The sequence below is a fragment of the Kutzneria chonburiensis genome, from assembly GCF_028622115.1.
GTDB classification, from domain to species: Bacteria; Actinomycetota; Actinomycetes; order Mycobacteriales; family Pseudonocardiaceae; genus Kutzneria; species Kutzneria chonburiensis.
The window spans coordinates 2,282,376-2,298,778 of the sequence record NZ_CP097263.1 but is presented as its reverse complement, the minus strand read 5'-3'; the positions used below and the strand labels follow the sequence as shown (position 1 = coordinate 2,298,778).

The window sequence follows — 16,403 nt, the reverse complement described above, 5'->3', positions numbered from 1 at the left end:
CGATCATGAAACAGTCGGGCTCGTCGGCGAAGCCGGGTCGCGCCGGGCGCGCTCGATCCGGTCCTGGGCGCGCTGCTCGGTGGAGTAGACGCCGAGGATCTTGGGATGGTCGCCGTCCTCCTCGTCCCAGACGAGATTGCCGTCGGCGTCGGCATGCTGGTCCGAGCTGTGCCGGATGTGCCAGAGCAGGTAGACCTCCACGGCGCTCACCCGGCGGTGTCGAGACGATGCCGGAGTTCGTCGTCCAGGTCCAGGTCGAGGGCGCCGAGGCACTCGTCGAGCTGGGCGACGGAACTGACGCCGAGCACGGGCAGCACCGGCGGGTCGGAGCGCAGCAGCCAAGCCAGGACGACCTGGTTCGGGGTGGCGCCGAGCTCCTTGGCGACGTCGGCGAGCACGGCCAGACGGCGGTGGCTGTCGGGATGGTCGTACTGCTCGGGCAACGGGCGGTCGGAGCGGGTGTAGGCGCCGGAGAGCAGCACGGAGTAGCCGAGCACGGCGAGGGACCGGTCCTCACGGGCGTAGTCGAGCAGCTCGTCGCTGAGGTGCGGGTTGGCGCCGAAGTCGGCGCCGGGGCGGGGCCGAAGATAGGTGTGACGCTGCTGCACGCAGGTGAAGCCGGGCAGGCCGGCAGCGCGGGCGATCTCCCGCGCGGCGGCGACCCGCCATGCGGGGTGGTTGCTGCATCCCGTGACCCGGACCAGGCCGTCGGTGACCAGCGAGGCGAAGGTGGCGACGGTGTCGTCCAGCGATGTGCGGCGGTCCTCGATGTGCGCGTAGTAGACGTCGAGGTGATCGGTGCCCAGCCGCCGCATGCTGCCGGCGATCTGGGTGCGGACGACGTCCTCCGACAACCCCTCGGCGTTCTCCGGCCAGGCCGCGCCGAGCGGCACGGGCAACCCGCCGACCTTGCTGGCCAGCACGACCTGGTCCCGGTTGCCACGCGACGCCAGCCATCGGCCGAGCAGTGCCTCGCTCTCCACGCCGGTCCCGCCGGGCACCCAGAACGAGTAGGTGTTGGCCGTGTCGATGAACGTGCCGCCGGCCTCGACGAACCGGTCGAGCACGGCGAACGCGGCCTGCTCGTCGACGGTCGTGCCGAAGTACATGGTGCCCAGGCACAGCGCGCTCACGCCGAGCCCGGAGCCGCCGTCGGACAGAATCCGCTGCTCCATCTCACCCCCTGGTTGATCTGCCGTCCTTTCTACCCGGTGATCCGGCGCGGGATGGCTCATTCCGGCGTAGTGGGTCGCCAGGGGCGGTCGTCGTGGCTGGGGTGGCAGCGGATCATCTCGGCGGCGAGGAACTCCCGGCGGGCCTGGGCGGCAGCGGCGTCGGGCAGGCCGATGGCGGCGGCGACGCGGTCCCACGACCAGCCGGCGCGTACGGCCTGGGTGATGAAGGCGTGCTCGTTCTGCACGGCGTGGAGACGATGGCCGGCGAGCATGTAGTGCCAGTGCCCGAGGATCTCGTCGGGACAGGGGTCGGCGTTGCGCTCGGCGACGATGTGCAGGCCGTCGAGCTGGTCCATCTGCATCTGGGGGCCGGAGGGGCCGAGGTCGCTCGCGAGGAGCCAACCGTCGACGAGTTCGCTGCGGTTGCTGGACATGAGGCGATGATGCCGTCAGTCAGACCCTGGCGAACGGCTCCGCGTAGGTGAAAGCGCCCCGAAGGGCCGGGGTGTACGCGGCGAGGGTGCGGACCTGGAAGTGCGGCTGCCACTCGGGCACAGGCGGCACGATGCCGAACTGGTCGCTGAGCACGAAGCCGAAGCGGTGGTAGTAGGCGGGGCTGCCGAGCAGGGCGACGAGCGGCTCGCTCAACGCGTCAGCGGCACCGAGGGCGGCGTGCACGAGGGCGCTGCCGACACCACGCCTGTGGTGATCGGGATGGACGCTGAGCGGCCCGAGACCGAGCACGGGCGAGGCGTCGACATGGGCTCGGGTGGACAGGACATGACCGATGACGGCGCCGGACGAGTCCACGGCGACGAGGGAAAGCGCAGGTAGCCAGCCTGGATCGGCCCGCAGCTCGTCAACGAGGCGGTCCTCGGCGGTGGAGGGCGCGAAGGCGGCGGCGGTGACCGCGCGGATGGCGTCGATGTCGGCGGGCGTTTCACGGCGGATCAGCACAGCCGTAGGTCTAACCAGCGGAGACAGGTGCCGGCAACTCGATTACCAACCCCTTGACAAAAATATTTGTCAAGGGTGGACTGGGGCCATGCGGGACGTGGAGGTGATCGCCGAACCGGCGGCGGCTGTGGCGGCGCTGGACCCGATGCGGGCCCGGCTGCTCACGGAGCTGCGGGAGCCGGCGTCGGCTGCGGCGCTGGCGGCCAAAGTCGGCCTGACCAGGCAGAAGGTGAACTACCACCTCAAACAGCTTGAGGCGCACGGCCTGGTCGAGGTGGCCGAGACGCGCACCTGGGGCGGCCTGACCGAACGGCTGCTCGTGGCCTCGGCAGCCGGCTTCGTCATCGCGCCGGCACCGCTGGGTGCGCCGACCAAGGCGAACCCGCGATCGGCGGCGTACCTGATCGCGCTGGCCGCCCGCATGGTCCGGGAAGTCGGACGGCTGGCCGGGCGGGCGGCGTCAGCGGGCAAGGCGGTGCCGGTGTTCGCCCTGGACACCGAGATCCGCTTCGCCGGCCCGGCCGACCGTGCCGCGTTCGCCGACGAGCTCACCGCGGCGGTCTCCCGCGTTGCCGCGAAGTACCACGACGAGCAGGCGCCGGACGGCCGCTGGCAGCGCGTCGTCATCGGCGTGCATCCCCGCCCATGAACGAGGAGAGCATCGAGATCCCGGCCAGCCCCGAGCAGGTCTGGGCGGCGATCACCACCGACAGCGGGGCCTGGTCGTTCCAGGTCGACGTCGACGGCGACACGGCGCGCTTGCACCGCGAGCCGTTCGCGCCGGACGCCGAGGCGACCGTGACGGCGTGGGAGCCGCCGCACCGCTTCGCCTACGAGGACCCGAGTTTCGCCACGGAGATCCTCGTGACCGCCCGCGACCAGGGCAGTTGCGTCGTACGGGTGGTCAGCAGCCTGCGCGTCGAGGGTGAGGGCTGGGACGACATCGCCGAGCAGGCCAGCAAGGGCTGGGGCATGACGCTCCACGTTCTCCGTTGCTACGCCACGCACTTCGCCGGCCAGCCATCCGCCGCCGTCGACCTGATCAGGCCGGTCGAGCAGGCCGACATCACGAACCTGCCGGTCGACGGCGTGATCGAACACCAGGACCCGTCCTTCACGCTGCTCCGCACGACCTCGGGGATGTTCGCCGTCTCCTGCTTCTCCATGGACGCGGTCACGCTGTCCGTCAACGTGACCGGCCGCCTCTACGGCCCCGACGCCCAGGCCAGGGCCGCGACGGAACACCGTCGCTGGCAGGACTGGCTCGCCCGACTCTGAGGAGAAATCCATGCTGCTCAACGGCAAGAACGCGATCGTCTACGGGGCCGCCGGCGGGATCGGCACCGCGATGTCCACCGCCTTCGCCCGCGCCGGCGCGAAGGTGCACGTCACGGGCCGTACGGCCAAGACCCTGGACGCCCTCGCCGACCGTATCCGCGCCGACGGCGGCCAGGCCGAGCCGGCCGTGGTCGACGCCCTCGACGAGGGCGCAGTCACCGCTCACGCCGACGCCGTCGCGGCGCGCGACGGCAGCGTCGACATCTCGGTCTGCTTGATCGACATCGCCGACCACCAGGGCACTCCCCTGGTCGACATGGCGCTGGAGGACTTCGAGCGGCCCATCCGCATCGCCGTGCGGTCCACGTTCCTCACCGCCCGCGCCGCCGCCCGGCACATGATCCGCCAGCGTTCCGGCGTGATCCTCACGTTCGGCGGCGACGGCGGCGGCGAGCCCATGCGGGACTACTCGATCGGCGGGCTCCAGGTCGCCCTCAACGCCGTCGACTTCCTGCGCCGCCAGCTCGCCGCCGAACTCGGCCAGCACGGCATCCGGGTCCTCGGCCTGCACACCGGCGGCGTCCCCGAGGGCATCCCCGCCGAGCTCGACGCCCGCCACGGCATCACCGACTCGATCGTCGCCAAGACCATGCTCAAGCGCGCCGCCACCTTCGCCGACGTCGGCAACGTCGCCGTGTTCGCCGCCTCCGACCTGGCCGCCTCGATGACTGCGACCTCGCTCAACATCACCGGCGGCGCGGTCAGTGACTGACCTTGCACGTCTCCCCACGCTTGATCACGGTGAGCACCACGTACGGGGCCATCTGCGCGCCGGCCGCCGGCTCCTGCTTGCAGACCATCCAGTTGCTGTAGAAGGTGATGTCCGGCTTGCGCGACTTGTGGTCGACGTACACGTACTGGGTGGCCAAGGGCAGCTTGAGCCGGGCGTGGGTGACCGACTTGCCTACCAGGTTGGGCATCTTCTTCATGCCGAGCAGCTCCATGGGCGCGCGGCGAACCGCGACACCGCTGTGGTCGGGGATGGGATGAAGTAGCCATCCTTGCCCGCCCCGAGCCCGGTTGCGATCGGGCGAACGGCCCCACGGATGTGCTGCGTGCGGCCTAGAACCCGAGTGGTCCGATCAGCACTTCTCCTCGAGCTTCACCACCGTCAGCGTGACGGCCGTGGTGGAGGTCAGCGGCGTGCCGGCGGCGGGGTCCTGCCGGCACACCTGCCAGTTGGCCGGCCACACGACCTTGCGGTGCTGTCCCGTGCCGTCGACGAACGTCAGGTGGGTGCCGAACGGGACGGCGTTCTCGGCGTCCCACACGGTCTTGCCGACCACGTTCGGCATCCCCGAATCCTGGTGCGACACGGGCGCGGCGGCGACCGGGGCGGTGGTCAGGGCGGCCAGCGACACCACGGCGACGGCGACGAACTGAGCTCTCCTCATACGTCCGGCCAACCAGGGCAGAAGGCGGCCGGGAAGGCCGGACCACCCGGTCGTACGTCAAACCACCAAAGCGTGCAACGCCGGCGCGGGGCCGGTCGACGGGCGGTAGTCGTGCCAGGCGGCGGCCAGGCGCCGCACGGCCAGTGACAGCTCGTCGACCGACGCGGTGAACGGGATGCGGAGGTGGGAGTCCCACTGGCCGAGGGCGGAGCCGGGCAGGACGGCGACGCGGTGGCGCAGCGCGACCTGGGCGAAGGCGGAGGCGTCACCGGACGGCAGCCGGACCCACAGGCACTGGCCGCCGTCGGCCGGCTCGAAGGACCAGGACGGCAGGTGTTTGCCCAGCTCGGCACACAAGTGGTCATGGCGCACGCGGAGCTCGGCGACCCGGGCGGTGACGACGGATTCGATCGACGGCAGCAGGCCGGCGACGGCGAGCTGCTCCAAGGCGGCGCAGCCGAGGTCGTGGATCGCCTTGAGCCGGCCGAGCTGGGCGATGTCGCCGACCGAACCGCGGATCCAGCCGATGCGCAGCCCACCCCACAGCAGCTTCGTCACGGAACTGACCGTGAGAACCCGCCCATGGTCAAAAGAGGCGAGACCTGGTGGGCGAACCCCGCCGAAAGCGAGGTCGGCCAGCACCTCGTCGTCGATCAGCACGGTGTCGCCGGCCGACTCGACCAGCCGTCGGCGCACGAGGGCGGACATGGTGGCGCCGGTCGGATTGTGGTTGGTGGGATTGACATAGGCCAGCCGTGGCCGTGACGCGGCGATCACCGCGGTCAGGTCGTCGGCCAGGGCCGGGGAGACGACCGCGGCGGTGTGACGCACCAGCTCCAGGGCGCCGGGATAGGTGGGCGTCTGCACGACGACGTGATCACCGGGGGCGACGAAAAGCTGGGTGATCAGCGACAGCGCCTGCTGACCGCCGGTCGTGACAAGGATCTGATCGGACGTCGTGGCCAGGCCCTGCCGGCAGTAGCGGTCGGCGATCGCGTCCCGCAGCGCGGGCAGGCCCAGCGGGTAGTAGCCGATGTCGCCGACGGGCAGCCGCCCGATGGCCCGGGTGAGCGCGGCGGTCAGCTCCGGCGGCCGATCCTGCGGTGCGGCGCAGGCCAGCGACAGCACGTCGCCCATGGGCTCCAGGTAGTTCACGAACAGGGAGTTGGCCGGCGGCACGGCGTTGGGCCGCACCTCGCCCAGCACGGCCGGCTTGACCCACGTTCCCCGGCCCTGATGTCGGTCGACCTTGCCGTCCTGCCGCAGCTGTTCGTACGCCGCGACCACGGTGCTGCGGCCGACGGCCAGGCGACCGGCCAGCGTGCGGTCGGGCGGCAGCATCGCCCGCGGCGGCAGCAGCCCGGAGTCGATCAGCTCACGCAGCCGGGCGGCCAGCAGCAGGTACAGCGGCCCACGGCTGGCCGACCACCGCCCCAGCTGGGCCACGAGCCGGTCCACCGGCCACGGGCTTGGCTCCGTCACCAAACCAATCTAGCCGGGATTGGCGCTGTTCCCGACACTTCGACCCGAGCAGGCTCGATGGCATGGACCAGCACCCAGCCACCCGAGTCGTCCACCACCACACCCCGACCCTGCCCAACTCGCACCCGATCAGCGTGCCCCTCTACCAGGCGTCCAACTTCGGCTTCGACGACCCGGACGCGCTGGCCGACGCGCTCACCGGCCCGGACCGCGGCTTCGCCTACAGCCGCTACGGCAACCCGACCACGCGGGCGTTGGAGGAGACCGTCGCCGCACTTGAGGGCGGCACGGCGGCGGTGGCCACGGCGTCGGGCATGGGCGCGATCAGCTCGGCGCTGCTGGGCGTGCTGAAGACCGGCGACCACGTGATCGCGCAGAGCTGCCTGTACGGCGGCACCTATGCGGCGCTGTCCTACCTGCACGACAACTTCGGCGTCCAGGTCAGCTACATCCCCGGCGAGGACCCGGCCGAGGTCGCCGCCGCGGTCCGGCCCACCACGAAGATGCTGTACCTGGAGACGATCACCAACCCGGTCACGCGGGTCGCCGACCAGCCGGCGTTCCTCAAGGCTGGCAAGGAAGCCGGGCTGATCACGGTGGTGGACAACACCTTCGCCACGCCGCTGCTGTGCCAGCCGATCCGGCACGGCGCCGACGTCGTGCTGCACTCGATCACGAAGTACCTGGGCGGCCACTCCGACGTCACCGCCGGCATCCTGGTCTTCGCCGACGACGCCCGCTACCGCCACGGCTGGCACCACACCATGGAGATGGGCGCGATGATCGACCCGTTCGCGGCATGGCTGACGCTGCGCGGCATCCAGACGCTGGCGTTGCGGATGCGTCAGCACTGCGCCAACGCCAGCCGGATCGCCGAGCTGCTGGCCGCGCACCCTGCCGTGACGAAGGTGCACTACCCGGGCCTGCCCACGCACCCCGACCACGACGTGGCCAAGCGGGTGCTGTCCGACTTCGGCGGCATGGTCAGCTTCGACCTCGCCGGCGGCCGCGACGCCGGCTACACGTTCACCAAGGGCCTGCGGCTGGTGAAGCTCGCGGCGTCGCTCGGCGGCGTGGAGAGCATGGTCCTGCACCCGGCCAGCACCTCGCACCGCCAGCTCGACGCCGACGCGCTGGCCGCCGCCGGCATCACCGAGGGCACGATCCGGCTGTCGGTCGGCATCGAGCAGGCAGAAGACATCTGGGCCGACGTCGAGCAGGCACTCCCTAGTCGGCCAGTTTGAAGGCCAGCTCGGTTTCCCACTGCGACATGTCGGGCTGCACGCGGGGATCGGTCTTGTAGATCTCCAGCCGGCAGACGAACTTGTCGCCGGCCGGGGTCTGCTCGGCGTCCCAGCGCAGGCCCTTGGCCTCGGCCCACTCGTTGAGCTGCTTGGTCACGCCCATCAGCTCGCTCGGGTGGCCGTGGTGGGTGACCGACGCGTAGCGGCCGGCCGGCAGGACGTCGGAGAAGACCTCCCCGTCGCCCTCGACCGGGCCGGCGACGGGGAAACCGGCCTCGACGACCAGTTCGGCGGCCATGTCGATGACCAGGTAGCGGAAGAACGGCGCGCCGGTCGGGGCCAGTCCGCGCTCGGCCAGCCAGCCGACGATGCCGGCCATCCGGTCGGCGAGCTCCGGGAAGGTCTGCATGGTGATGGTGCGCCGGATACCGACGTAGGGCTGCTCGCCCCGCTCGATCACGGTGGGCTGCATGGCCCGTCCTCTCGTCTCGGTCAGTCGTGCGGTCAGGAAACGCCGGTCGGCCTCGGCCGTAGCCAACCCCAGCGCCTGCTCGTACGCCACCGTCGCCTCGGCGTGGCGGCCGAGACGGCGGAGAAAGTCGGCGCGGGTCGCGGGCAGCAGGTGGTAGCCGGGGATGTCCATGCCGTCCAGCAACGCGAGGCCGGCGGCCGGGCCCTCGGCCATGGCGACCGCGGCCGCGTGGTTGAGGCGCACCACCGGGGACGGCACGACGATCGCCAGCCGTGCGTACAGGCGGGCGATCAGCGGCCAGTCGGAGCCGGCGGCGTGGCTGTCGGCGATGGCCGCCTGAAGTTGGTACGGCCCAAGCCGATCCAGCCGCATGACTCGTTCCAGCGCGGCCCGTCCTTCGGCGATTTGTGTTGCGTCCCAACGGCTTCGGTCCTGGTCGGCCAGCAGTACGACGTCGCCGTGCTCGTCGAGACGGGCGTGCCGGCGGGAGTCGTGCAGCAGCATCAACGCCAGCAGGCCGCCGGCCTCCGGCTCGTCCGGCATGAGCTGCGTCAGCAGCCGGGCCAGCCGGATGGCCTCGTCGCACAACGGCCGGCGCTCGGGCGTGCTGTAACCCTCGTTGAACATCAGGTACAGCACACCGAGCACCGCGGCGGTCCGCTCCGGCAGCAGATGCGCCGGCGGCACCCGGTACGGGATGCCGGCATTGCGGATCTTCGCCTTGGCCCGCCCGACCCGGCGGGCCATCGTCGTCTCCGGCACGAGGAACGCGCGGGCGATCTCGGCCATGCTCAGCCCGGCCAGCGTGCGCAGCGCCAGCGCCACCTGGGCCTCGAAGGCCAGCGCCGGGTGACAGCAGGTGAAGATCAGCCGGAGCCGGTCGTCCTCGATACCAGCGTTGTCGACCGGGACGTCCGGCTCGTGGGCCGTCACCGCGATCTCCTTGAGCTTGGCCGCGCCGACGACCTCGCGGCGGATCCGGTCGGTGGCCCGGTGCCGGGCGATGGTGGTCAGCCACGCGCCCGGCTTGCGCGGCACACCCTCCACCGGCCACTGCCGGACTGCGGCCGCGAACGCCTCCTGGGCACACTCCTCGGCCAGGTCCCAGTCGCCGGTGACCCGGATCAGCGTCGCGACGACCTTGCCCCACTCGGTACGGAAGGCCTCGGCAACAGCGTCGTCGGCCGAAATCACAGGGTGATCATCGGCCGGATCTCGATCATCCCGTAGCCGGCGGCCGGATGCCGGGCGGCGATCTCCACTGCCTCGTCCAGATCGGCGCACTCGATCAGCACCAGCCCGCCGATCTGCTCCTTGGTGTCAGCGAACGGCCCGTCGGTCAGCAGCACCTCGCCGTCGCGCACCCGCACGGTGGTCGCCTCGGTCGGCGGCCGCAGGCCGGCCCCGCCGCGGACGACGCCGCGCTCGGCCATCTCCTCCGACCAGCCGCCGCAGCCCACGGCCAGCTCATCGGGCGTGGGCTCGCGGTCACCGGCGATCAGCAACGCGTACTGCATGGTGGGTCCCTCCTCGGATCGGTTCGCACCGACACGTCGAATGGAACCACCCGGGTCGGACACTTGCCGGACCGGTGGATGCCGAACCTTGCTGCGGATGCAGCCCGTGACGACGCGGTGACCGTCGCCACCCGGCGTGAGACAACCGGCCGACACCCTTGCGCCCGCCGGCTTCCGTGACCGTCGACCGGCCGGCCCGCGCCGTTCGTAGGGGCCGATTCAGGTCGGTGATTCCCCCACCCGGCACCCGTACGGCGGAATTGTCGCGCATGCATCGGACGGGCCAGCGCATTGTTTGCCCGTTGTGAACGACCCTTGACGCATTCGGCACGCCGACCCGGAATCTCCGAACGGCGGCGTTTCGGGACGACGGGTGACCGCTAGCGTTGGCCGGGCAAATTTCGAGTTCATTTCTCATGAAGGGGAACGAATTCATGAAATTATCCGCATTCGGCGCGGCGGTGGCGGCCGCGCTGCTGGCCGTCGGACTGGCCGCGAACGGCGCGAGCGCGAGCACCGACACCGGCGTGGTGTCCGGCCCGGCCGGGCTCAGCCCGGAGGTCGCGGCCACGGTGCACGGCGCCGGCGTCGACGCGCATGAGCAGGCGCTGGCCGCCTACTGGACGCCGGAACGCATGAAGGCGGCCAGACCGGAGACCGAGATCCCGGCGGTCAAGGACCGCAACGGGATCGCGCCGGCGGCGCAGAACGGCCCGGCCGGGCCGGCCGGCCAGGTCGCGGCGGCCGCGCCGAAGGCCGAGCCCAAGGCGGTCGGCGGTGCGCAGGACGTGACGCCCCAGGCGTACTACCCGAACTACCCGGTCGGCCACCCGGTGGCCCGCACCTACGGCAAGGTCTTCTTCACCAGCTTCGGCCTGAACTACGTCTGCTCGGCCACCGTGGTCAACACCGAGGGCAAGTCCGAGGTCTGGACGGCCGGCCACTGCGTGTCCGACGGCCAGGCCTGGAACACCAACTGGACCTTCGTGCCGAACTACGCCAGCGGGTCCGCGCCCTACGGCTACTGGTACGCCTACCAGCTGTGGACCACCACGGCGTGGTTCAACAACAACAACGACTTCGCCAACGACGTCGGCTCCGCGGTGCTGTACCGCAACAACGGCTGGCGGATCACCGACTACCTCGGCGGGCAGGGCATCGCCTGGAACTACCCGATCGGCCAGTACGTGTACGCCTTCGGCTACCCGCAGGCCGCGCCGTTCAACGGCTGCTGCCTGGTCGGTGAGAACGGCCCGACCTACAACGGCGGCGGCGGCACCATCTACATGGTCAACTACATGACCGGTGGCTCGTCCGGCGGGGCCTGGCTGATGTCGTTCGACGGAAACTGGGGTTACATCAACGGGCACAACGACTTCAAGTACAACTCGCTGCCGCAGTACATGTACTCGCCGTACTACGGAAATCAGGTGCTGAGTCTCTACAACTCCGTGCGCAACATTTCGACGTGAGTAGAAAATAGTCCGATCGGATGACCCGGGGATGCCGTCACGCGGCATCCCCGGTTTTCGTGCAACCGAATATCGGCCGGTCGGCGTCCCGGGGACATGATGCGAAGAATGCCCGCCGGCGCCGCGCTGGCCCTGCTGCTGCTCATGACGGGCTGCGGCTCGGTCCATCCCGGCAACGGCTCCTCCGACGTCTCGTCCACGAACCTGCCGATGCCCACCGGTGGCGCGCCGACCGGCCTCAACCACGCCGTCCCCGACCCGTCCGTGGTCGACCTGCGCAAGACGCGGTTCGACCGGGTCACCGCCGGTACGGGCACCGACCTGGTCGTGCAGTACACCGCCGGCGGCAAGGCCGACTGCGCCAAGCTGGGCCGGGTCGATGTCGCCGAGACCGCCGACGCCGTCACCGTGACCGTGCAGCTGGGCCGGCTCCCCACCGCGCAGTGCGGCGGAGAGCAGCCCATGATCGCCGCGTCCTTCGAGACCACCGTGACGCTCAAGTCACCGCTGGGCGGCCGCCAGGTCCGCGACGGCGCTGCCTAACCGTTGAACGTGATCTTCCGGAGGCGCAGGCCGTAGCCGTCGCCGAAGTACACGCTGCCGTCCCGGCCGACCCGGATCGAGTTGGGGAAGGTCAGCTGGGTGGCGGTGGCCAGCTGGTTGTCGCCGTTGAAGCCGATCACGCCGGTGCCGGCGACGGTGCTGATCAGGCCGTCCGGAGTGATCCGGCGGATCCGCTGGTGGTGGCTGTCGAGCACGTACAGAACACCGGCGGCGTCCCAGGCGAAGTCGCTGACGTGCAGTCCGGCCGCCGTGGCCGGGCCGCCGTCGCCGGAGTAGCTGTCCTGGCCGTTGCCGGCGACCGTCGTGATGGTCCCGTTGGCCACCTTGCGCAGCCGGACATTGCCGGGGTCGGCGATGTACAGCGCACCGGCCGCGTCGATCCCCACGTGGTCGGGCTCGTACAGACTCGCCATGAGGGCCGGACCGCCGTCGCCGAGCGGGCCCGACCGGTCGCCGCTGCCGGCCACGGTGGTGACGATGCCGTCCGGATTGATCCGGCGTACGCGTTCGTTGCTGGTGTCGGCCACGTACAGATTGCCGGCACCGTCGAGCGCGAGGCCGCCGAGTGACCTGAAGGTGGCCTGGGTGGCCGGCCCGCCGTCGCCGCTGAAGCCGTACGCGCCGGTGCCGGCGTAACGGCGGATGGTGCCGTCCGGGTACACCTTGCGGATCACGTTGGCGTCGGCGACGTACAGGGATCCGTCGGGGGCGAGCACGATGCCGCTCGGTCCGGAGAACTGGGCCTGGGTCGCCGGGCCACCGTCACCGCCGGTGCCGCCGACGCCGGTGCCGGCCAGCGTGCTGAACACGCCGTTGGCCAGCCGGCGGATCCGGTAGTGGTCGGCGATCACGATGGCGCCGTCGGGGGCGAGCGCGATGCCGGTGGTCTGCACGGCGATGCCGGCGACCGGGCCGTCCACGGCGGGGATCGCCGTCCCGCCGCCGGCCGGGGTGCTGATGGTCCCACTGATGGCGACCTTGCGGACGTGGCTGTCGGCCTGCGTGATGAACATCGAGCCGTCGGTGTCCATCGCCACGCCGGTCGGCGACGCGACGCCGGCCGCGGTGGCCGGCCCGCCGTCGCCGGACGAGGTGCTGCTGCCGTTGCCGGCGATGAAGGTCGGCGGCCCGCTCAGCGGGATCCGCATGATCTGGTTGTCCCTGGTGGCCGTGAGCAGGTTGCCGCTGGGGTCCAGCGACACCGCGCCGGCCGCGACGGTGGAGTACGTGGTGATCACGCCGGCCGGCGTGACCCGGCGGATCCGGCCGTGGCCGGTGTCGGCGATGTACAGCGTGCTGTCACCGGCCACGGCGACCGAGGTCGGCTGGTTGAGCCGGGCGTTGGTGGCCGGGCCGCCGTCACCGGCGTAGGCGCCGTCGAACGGGCCGGTCGGGCCGCTGCCGGCCACGGTGCTGATCACGCCCTGCGGGCTGACCTTGCGGATCCGGTTGTCGAAGGTGTCCGCGATGAAGACGTTGCCGGCCTGGTCGACCGCGACACCGTTGGGCGAGGCGAGCCCGGCCGCGGTGGCCGGCCCGCCGTCGCCGCCGAAACCGCCGCCCGCGCCCCCGGCGATCGTGGTGACGATGCTGCCGCCCGCGCCCCCGGCGATCGTGGTGACGATGCTGCCGTCGGCGGCCACCTTGCGGACCCGGTTGTTGTCCCGGTCGGCGAAGTACACCGCGCCCGAGGCGTCAAGCGCCGGGCCCATCGGCACGTTCAGCCGGGCGGCCTGGGGATCGCCGCCGTCGCCGCTGAAGCCGCCGTCCCCGGTGCCCGCGACCAGGTCGACCTGGCCGGTCGACGACATCCGCAGGATCCGGTGGTTGAAGGTGTCGGCCACGACCGCCGACCCGTTGCGGACGACCACGCCTTCCGGGTTGAGCAGCTTCATCGTGACGCCCGGGCGCGGGTACCGCGCGTAGCCGTCGCCGGCCAGCGTGGTCACGATGCCGAGCCCGGACGGCCGGGCCTGGGCGACCGGTGCGAGCACCGTCAGCAGGCCGACCGTGGCGAGCGCGCCGGCGATCCATCTCGAGCGCATGGGTTCCCCTCGTCGATTGTGCTGTCGACGAGGCTGACCGGTGCCGGACCGGGTGTCAGGGGGCGGATTCCCGGTTTGTCCGGGATTCTTTCCCGGCATGACGTCGGTCACGGCCAGCCGGAACACCGGCCAGCCGATCTCGGTACGCCAGGCCGCCGGATCCGGGGTGTCGCGCGGGCCGACGAGGTACGTCTCGTGCACGGGACCGTCGACGGCGAGGGCGTGGTCGACGACCCACGCGCCGAGCCGGCCGTACGTCACGCCGATGTCGTCGTGCGGCCCGGGATGGACGACGACCGCGAGCTCGCTCGGCGGGAGGTGCACCGGGTGCACCCGGCCCCGGACCGGCGGATCCGCCACCGGCCGGTAGACGAGGACCGTGCCCCGGCCGTCGGTGAACAGCTCGTTGGCGTAGCGACCGCCGGGTGGTCCGAGCGGCCGGCTTTCGATGGCGGCATCGAGTTCGGCCATCGCTTCGTCGTACCAGGACAGGACATCGTCTTGCGCGACAACGTCTTCGATCCCGGCGACCGTCCTGGCGGCGATCTTGCGCAGCTCCACCCGCAGGGTGTCGTCGTGCGGCCGGAGCAGGCGTCGCAGGGAGAGCACGGCGGCCCGGGTTCGGGCCAGCTCCGCCTCCAGCCGCCGCAGATGTTCGCCGGCCAGGCCCGCTCGCTCCTCGGCGTCCTCGGTGGCCAGGATCTTGGCCACGTCGGCCAGCGGCACGTCCAGTTCGCGCAGCTGGTGGATCACCTGCGCGGTCGGAATCTGGTCGGCGGTGTAGTAGCGGTAGCCGCTGTCGGGGTCCACTGTGGCCGGTGCCAGCAGCCCCGACTCGTGGTAGCGGCGCAGGGTCCGCACGCTCAGATGGGTCAGCCGCGCGAACTCGCCGATCGTCACTCCGCCGAACATGGCTCCACTGTGCCCGCTTGACCCTCTCCCTGCGGGAGGGCTCACCGTCGTCGACATGAGCAACTCGAACCTGCCGGCGGTGGTCACCCGCTACCTGGCCGCCCACAACGCCCGTGACCTGGACCCGGCCATGGCCTGCTACACCGAGGACGCCGTGGCCGTCGACGACGGCCACACCTACCGCGGCCCCGCCGAGATCCGCGCCTGGCTGGCCCGCGCGACGGCCGTGAAGTACACGACGACGCTGCTGTCCACCCACCGCGTCGACGACGAACACCATGTGGCGGTGCAGCACCTGGAGGGTGATTTCCCTGGTGGCGTAGTCGATCTGCGGTTCCAGTTCACGTTGCGCGGCGACCGGATCGCCGAGTTGGTGATCGAGCCGTGAAGCTCTATGCCGGCGCTGGCGGCTCAACTGATCACACCCGCTGGAGCTCGATCACCGGGATGAGCCGCTCGGTGCGCTGCTGGTAGTCGGCGAACTGGGGCTGGAGGGCGGAGTGCTTGGCGTACACGTCATCGCGCTCCGTGCCGGTCAGCACGCGTGCCACCACGGGGAAGCGCTCGGTGCCGTACTCCGCCTCGGTTTCCGGGTGGGCCACCAGGTTGTGGAACCAGGCGGGGTGCTCGGGGCTGCCGCCCTTGCTGGCGAAGATGAAGATCCGGTCGCCCTCGACGTACGGCACGAGCGGGGTCACGCGCTCAATGCCGGACCTGGCCCCACGGTGGTGCACCAGGACGATCGGGTAGCCCTCGACCATGCCGCTGCCCTTGCCGCCGTTGGTCCGGAACTCGGCGACGACCTGGCGGTTGATCTCGATGAAGTCGATCTCGGTCATGGCTCGACCATATGACGCGCGCAGTGGGTCGATCGATAGCTGAATCGCTCAGATCCATAGCTGATTGCGTCAGTACGATGGCGAGCATGGACCTGTTGGGTGACATGCTGGCGGTCGGCGGCGTACGTGGTGTGCTCGGCGCGCGGATCGAGGCCGGCGGCGTGTGGGGACTGACCTCGCTCAAGCTGCGTGGCGCGGCGTTCTACGCGGTCACCTCGGGCACGGCCTGGCTCTGCGTGGCCGAGCGCGAGCCGCGGCAGCTCATGCCGGGCGACGTGGTCCTGCTGCCGAGCGGCACGCCGCACTCGCTGGGCAGCAGCCCCGACGTGGCGCGTATGCCACGCCCGGACTGCAACGCCGCCGGCAGCGTGCTGCGGCTGGGCACGGGCGAGGTACAGACGCACATCCTCGCCGCCTGCTACGAGCACGACCCCGCCGTGACCACGCAGGTCATGTCGGCGCTGCCGCCGGTGCTGCACATCCAGGCCGAGCACGGCGTCTACCTGGACGACACCGTGCGGCTGCTGGCCCGGGAGTTGGCGCACCCGCAGGCCGCGACCTCGTACGTGCTCAACCGGGTGGTCGACATCCTGTTGGTGCAGGTGCTGCGGGTGTGGCTGGCCGGCAAGCCCGATGAGGTGCGCGGCACCTGCCTCAGCGCGCTGACCGACCCGGTGATCAGCGCGGCGTTGAGCCTCCTGCACGACGAGCCGGCCCGCCCGTGGACCACGGATTCCCTGGCGGCCACGCTGGCGACGTCCCGAAGCACTCTGACCCGCCGCTTCCAGACCGTGGTCGGCGTCGCGCCCGCCGACTACCTGACCCGCTGGCGGATGGACCTGGCGGCGCTACGGCTGCGCGACACCGACGAGACCCTGGACGCCATCGCCCACTCGGTCGGCTACACCTCGGTGTACGCCTTCAGCCGGGCCTTCCGGCGATCCCGATCTCAGGCGCCGGGCCAGTACCGCACCGCGACCCGCGCGTCGTGA

19 protein-coding genes are annotated in these 16,403 nt (G+C 71.2%); 8 read left to right on the top strand and 11 right to left on the bottom strand.

Annotated features, from left to right (window positions below; genetic code table 11):
* Positions 1–3: 3 nt before the first annotated feature.
* The 4 genes from M3Q35_RS10620 to M3Q35_RS10605 are packed head-to-tail and all read right to left on the bottom strand — an operon-like array spanning position 4 to position 2,132.
* A complete protein-coding gene (locus tag M3Q35_RS10620) occupies positions 4–210 on the bottom strand; it encodes a hypothetical protein (protein ID WP_273941507.1) in 207 nt (68 codons plus the stop codon).
* On the bottom strand, positions 207–1,175 hold the full coding sequence (locus M3Q35_RS10615; protein ID WP_273941506.1) for an aldo/keto reductase: 969 nt from the start codon (positions 1,173–1,175) through the stop codon (positions 207–209). Before M3Q35_RS10615 ends, M3Q35_RS10620 begins: the two co-directional genes overlap by 4 nt.
* A gap of 56 nt (positions 1,176–1,231) precedes the next feature.
* Positions 1,232–1,609: a hypothetical protein gene (locus tag M3Q35_RS10610; RefSeq protein WP_273941505.1), complete on the bottom strand. Its 378-nt coding sequence runs from the start codon at positions 1,607–1,609 to the stop codon at positions 1,232–1,234.
* 19 nt (positions 1,610–1,628) lie between these two features.
* A complete protein-coding gene (locus M3Q35_RS10605; protein ID WP_273941504.1) occupies positions 1,629–2,132 on the bottom strand; it encodes a GNAT family N-acetyltransferase in 504 nt (167 codons plus the stop codon).
* An 88-nt stretch (positions 2,133–2,220) separates the two neighbouring features.
* Between M3Q35_RS10605 and M3Q35_RS10600 the strand changes: the two genes are divergently transcribed.
* From M3Q35_RS10600 to M3Q35_RS10590, 3 genes are read left to right on the top strand one after another with little or no spacing between them, the layout of a single operon-like run.
* Positions 2,221–2,781, top strand: a complete 561-nt coding sequence (locus M3Q35_RS10600) for a winged helix-turn-helix domain-containing protein (protein ID WP_273941503.1) — start codon at positions 2,221–2,223, stop codon at positions 2,779–2,781.
* Entirely contained in the window at positions 2,778–3,410 is a 633-nt protein-coding gene (locus tag M3Q35_RS10595) for an SRPBCC family protein (RefSeq protein WP_273941502.1), read from the top strand. The genes M3Q35_RS10600 and M3Q35_RS10595 overlap by 4 nt, the downstream gene beginning before the upstream one ends.
* Positions 3,411–3,420: 10 nt before the next feature.
* Complete coding sequence (locus M3Q35_RS10590; protein ID WP_273941501.1) at positions 3,421–4,182, top strand: SDR family NAD(P)-dependent oxidoreductase; 762 nt, start codon at positions 3,421–3,423, stop codon at positions 4,180–4,182.
* Here the strand turns inward: M3Q35_RS10590 and M3Q35_RS10585 are convergent.
* The 3 genes from M3Q35_RS10585 to M3Q35_RS10575 all read right to left on the bottom strand — a co-directional run bounded on the left by M3Q35_RS10585 (position 4,172) and on the right by M3Q35_RS10575 (position 6,346).
* Positions 4,172–4,399 (bottom strand): PASTA domain-containing protein, encoded by a 228-nt coding sequence (locus tag M3Q35_RS10585; protein WP_273941500.1) that lies wholly within the window; start codon positions 4,397–4,399, stop codon positions 4,172–4,174. The two genes, M3Q35_RS10590 and M3Q35_RS10585, sit on opposite strands and share 11 nt — an antisense overlap.
* Positions 4,400–4,552: 153 nt before the next feature.
* The gene (locus tag M3Q35_RS10580) at positions 4,553–4,864 is read right to left on the bottom strand and encodes a PASTA domain-containing protein (RefSeq protein WP_273941499.1); all 312 of its coding nucleotides are present in this window, start codon (positions 4,862–4,864) and stop codon (positions 4,553–4,555) included.
* Between the two features lie 57 nt (positions 4,865–4,921).
* Positions 4,922–6,346 carry an aminotransferase-like domain-containing protein gene (locus M3Q35_RS10575; RefSeq protein WP_273941498.1) on the bottom strand — a complete coding sequence of 475 codons (1,425 nt, stop codon included), beginning with the start codon at positions 6,344–6,346 and terminating at the stop codon, positions 4,922–4,924.
* 62 nt (positions 6,347–6,408) lie between these two features.
* On the opposite strand from M3Q35_RS10575, the gene M3Q35_RS10570 reads away from it, so the two are divergent.
* Positions 6,409–7,590 (top strand): trans-sulfuration enzyme family protein, encoded by a 1,182-nt coding sequence (locus M3Q35_RS10570; RefSeq protein ID WP_273941497.1) that lies wholly within the window; start codon positions 6,409–6,411, stop codon positions 7,588–7,590.
* On the opposite strand, the gene M3Q35_RS10560 is transcribed toward M3Q35_RS10570, so the two are convergent.
* Entirely contained in the window at positions 7,574–9,256 is a 1,683-nt protein-coding gene (locus M3Q35_RS10560; protein WP_379794065.1) for a DUF6596 domain-containing protein, read from the bottom strand. The two genes, M3Q35_RS10570 and M3Q35_RS10560, sit on opposite strands and share 17 nt — an antisense overlap.
* Positions 9,253–9,579, bottom strand: coding sequence for a YciI family protein (locus M3Q35_RS10555; protein WP_273941496.1), 327 nt, complete (start codon positions 9,577–9,579; stop codon positions 9,253–9,255). The genes M3Q35_RS10560 and M3Q35_RS10555 overlap by 4 nt, the downstream gene beginning before the upstream one ends.
* 434 nt (positions 9,580–10,013) lie before the next feature.
* On the opposite strand from M3Q35_RS10555, the gene M3Q35_RS10550 reads away from it, so the two are divergent.
* Both M3Q35_RS10550 and M3Q35_RS10545 read left to right on the top strand, forming a co-directional pair.
* Positions 10,014–11,051 carry a trypsin-like serine peptidase gene (locus M3Q35_RS10550; RefSeq protein ID WP_273941495.1) on the top strand — a complete coding sequence of 346 codons (1,038 nt, stop codon included), beginning with the start codon at positions 10,014–10,016 and terminating at the stop codon, positions 11,049–11,051.
* Positions 11,052–11,159: 108 nt separating this feature from the next.
* Positions 11,160–11,594, top strand: a complete 435-nt coding sequence (locus tag M3Q35_RS10545; protein ID WP_273941494.1) for a hypothetical protein — start codon at positions 11,160–11,162, stop codon at positions 11,592–11,594.
* Here M3Q35_RS10545 and M3Q35_RS10540 read toward each other — a convergent pair.
* Positions 11,591–14,572, bottom strand: coding sequence for an NHL domain-containing protein (locus M3Q35_RS10540; protein ID WP_273941493.1), 2,982 nt, complete (start codon positions 14,570–14,572; stop codon positions 11,591–11,593). The two genes, M3Q35_RS10545 and M3Q35_RS10540, sit on opposite strands and share 4 nt — an antisense overlap.
* 55 nt (positions 14,573–14,627) lie before the next feature.
* On the opposite strand from M3Q35_RS10540, the gene M3Q35_RS10535 reads away from it, so the two are divergent.
* On the top strand, positions 14,628–14,960 hold the full coding sequence (locus tag M3Q35_RS10535; protein WP_273941492.1) for a nuclear transport factor 2 family protein: 333 nt from the start codon (positions 14,628–14,630) through the stop codon (positions 14,958–14,960).
* Positions 14,961–14,991: 31 nt separating this feature from the next.
* On the opposite strand, the gene M3Q35_RS10530 is transcribed toward M3Q35_RS10535, so the two are convergent.
* Positions 14,992–15,411: a nitroreductase/quinone reductase family protein gene (locus M3Q35_RS10530; protein ID WP_273941491.1), complete on the bottom strand. Its 420-nt coding sequence runs from the start codon at positions 15,409–15,411 to the stop codon at positions 14,992–14,994.
* Positions 15,412–15,497: 86 nt separating this feature from the next.
* Between M3Q35_RS10530 and M3Q35_RS10525 the strand changes: the two genes are divergently transcribed.
* Complete coding sequence (locus M3Q35_RS10525; RefSeq protein ID WP_273941490.1) at positions 15,498–16,403, top strand: AraC family transcriptional regulator; 906 nt, start codon at positions 15,498–15,500, stop codon at positions 16,401–16,403.

Excerpts from the sequence above, each read along its gene's own strand:
- M3Q35_RS10615 (WP_273941506.1), bottom strand. The coding sequence starts at position 1,175 with ATGGAGCAGCGGATTCTGTCCGACGGCGGCTCCGGGCTCGGCGTGAGC.
- M3Q35_RS10610 (WP_273941505.1), bottom strand. The coding sequence starts at position 1,609 with ATGTCCAGCAACCGCAGCGAACTCGTCGACGGTTGGCTCCTCGCGAGC.
- M3Q35_RS10600 (WP_273941503.1), top strand. The coding sequence starts at position 2,221 with ATGCGGGACGTGGAGGTGATCGCCGAACCGGCGGCGGCTGTGGCGGCG.
- M3Q35_RS10595 (WP_273941502.1), top strand. The coding sequence starts at position 2,778 with ATGAACGAGGAGAGCATCGAGATCCCGGCCAGCCCCGAGCAGGTCTGG.
- M3Q35_RS10590 (WP_273941501.1), top strand. The coding sequence starts at position 3,421 with ATGCTGCTCAACGGCAAGAACGCGATCGTCTACGGGGCCGCCGGCGGG.
- M3Q35_RS10585 (WP_273941500.1), bottom strand. The coding sequence starts at position 4,399 with ATGAAGAAGATGCCCAACCTGGTAGGCAAGTCGGTCACCCACGCCCGG.
- M3Q35_RS10580 (WP_273941499.1), bottom strand. The coding sequence starts at position 4,864 with ATGAGGAGAGCTCAGTTCGTCGCCGTCGCCGTGGTGTCGCTGGCCGCC.
- M3Q35_RS10570 (WP_273941497.1), top strand. The coding sequence starts at position 6,409 with ATGGACCAGCACCCAGCCACCCGAGTCGTCCACCACCACACCCCGACC.
- M3Q35_RS10555 (WP_273941496.1), bottom strand. The coding sequence starts at position 9,579 with ATGCAGTACGCGTTGCTGATCGCCGGTGACCGCGAGCCCACGCCCGAT.
- M3Q35_RS10550 (WP_273941495.1), top strand. The coding sequence starts at position 10,014 with ATGAAATTATCCGCATTCGGCGCGGCGGTGGCGGCCGCGCTGCTGGCC.
- M3Q35_RS10545 (WP_273941494.1), top strand. The coding sequence starts at position 11,160 with ATGCCCGCCGGCGCCGCGCTGGCCCTGCTGCTGCTCATGACGGGCTGC.
- M3Q35_RS10540 (WP_273941493.1), bottom strand. The coding sequence starts at position 14,572 with ATGTTCGGCGGAGTGACGATCGGCGAGTTCGCGCGGCTGACCCATCTG.
- M3Q35_RS10535 (WP_273941492.1), top strand. The coding sequence starts at position 14,628 with ATGAGCAACTCGAACCTGCCGGCGGTGGTCACCCGCTACCTGGCCGCC.
- M3Q35_RS10530 (WP_273941491.1), bottom strand. The coding sequence starts at position 15,411 with ATGACCGAGATCGACTTCATCGAGATCAACCGCCAGGTCGTCGCCGAG.
- M3Q35_RS10525 (WP_273941490.1), top strand. The coding sequence starts at position 15,498 with ATGGACCTGTTGGGTGACATGCTGGCGGTCGGCGGCGTACGTGGTGTG.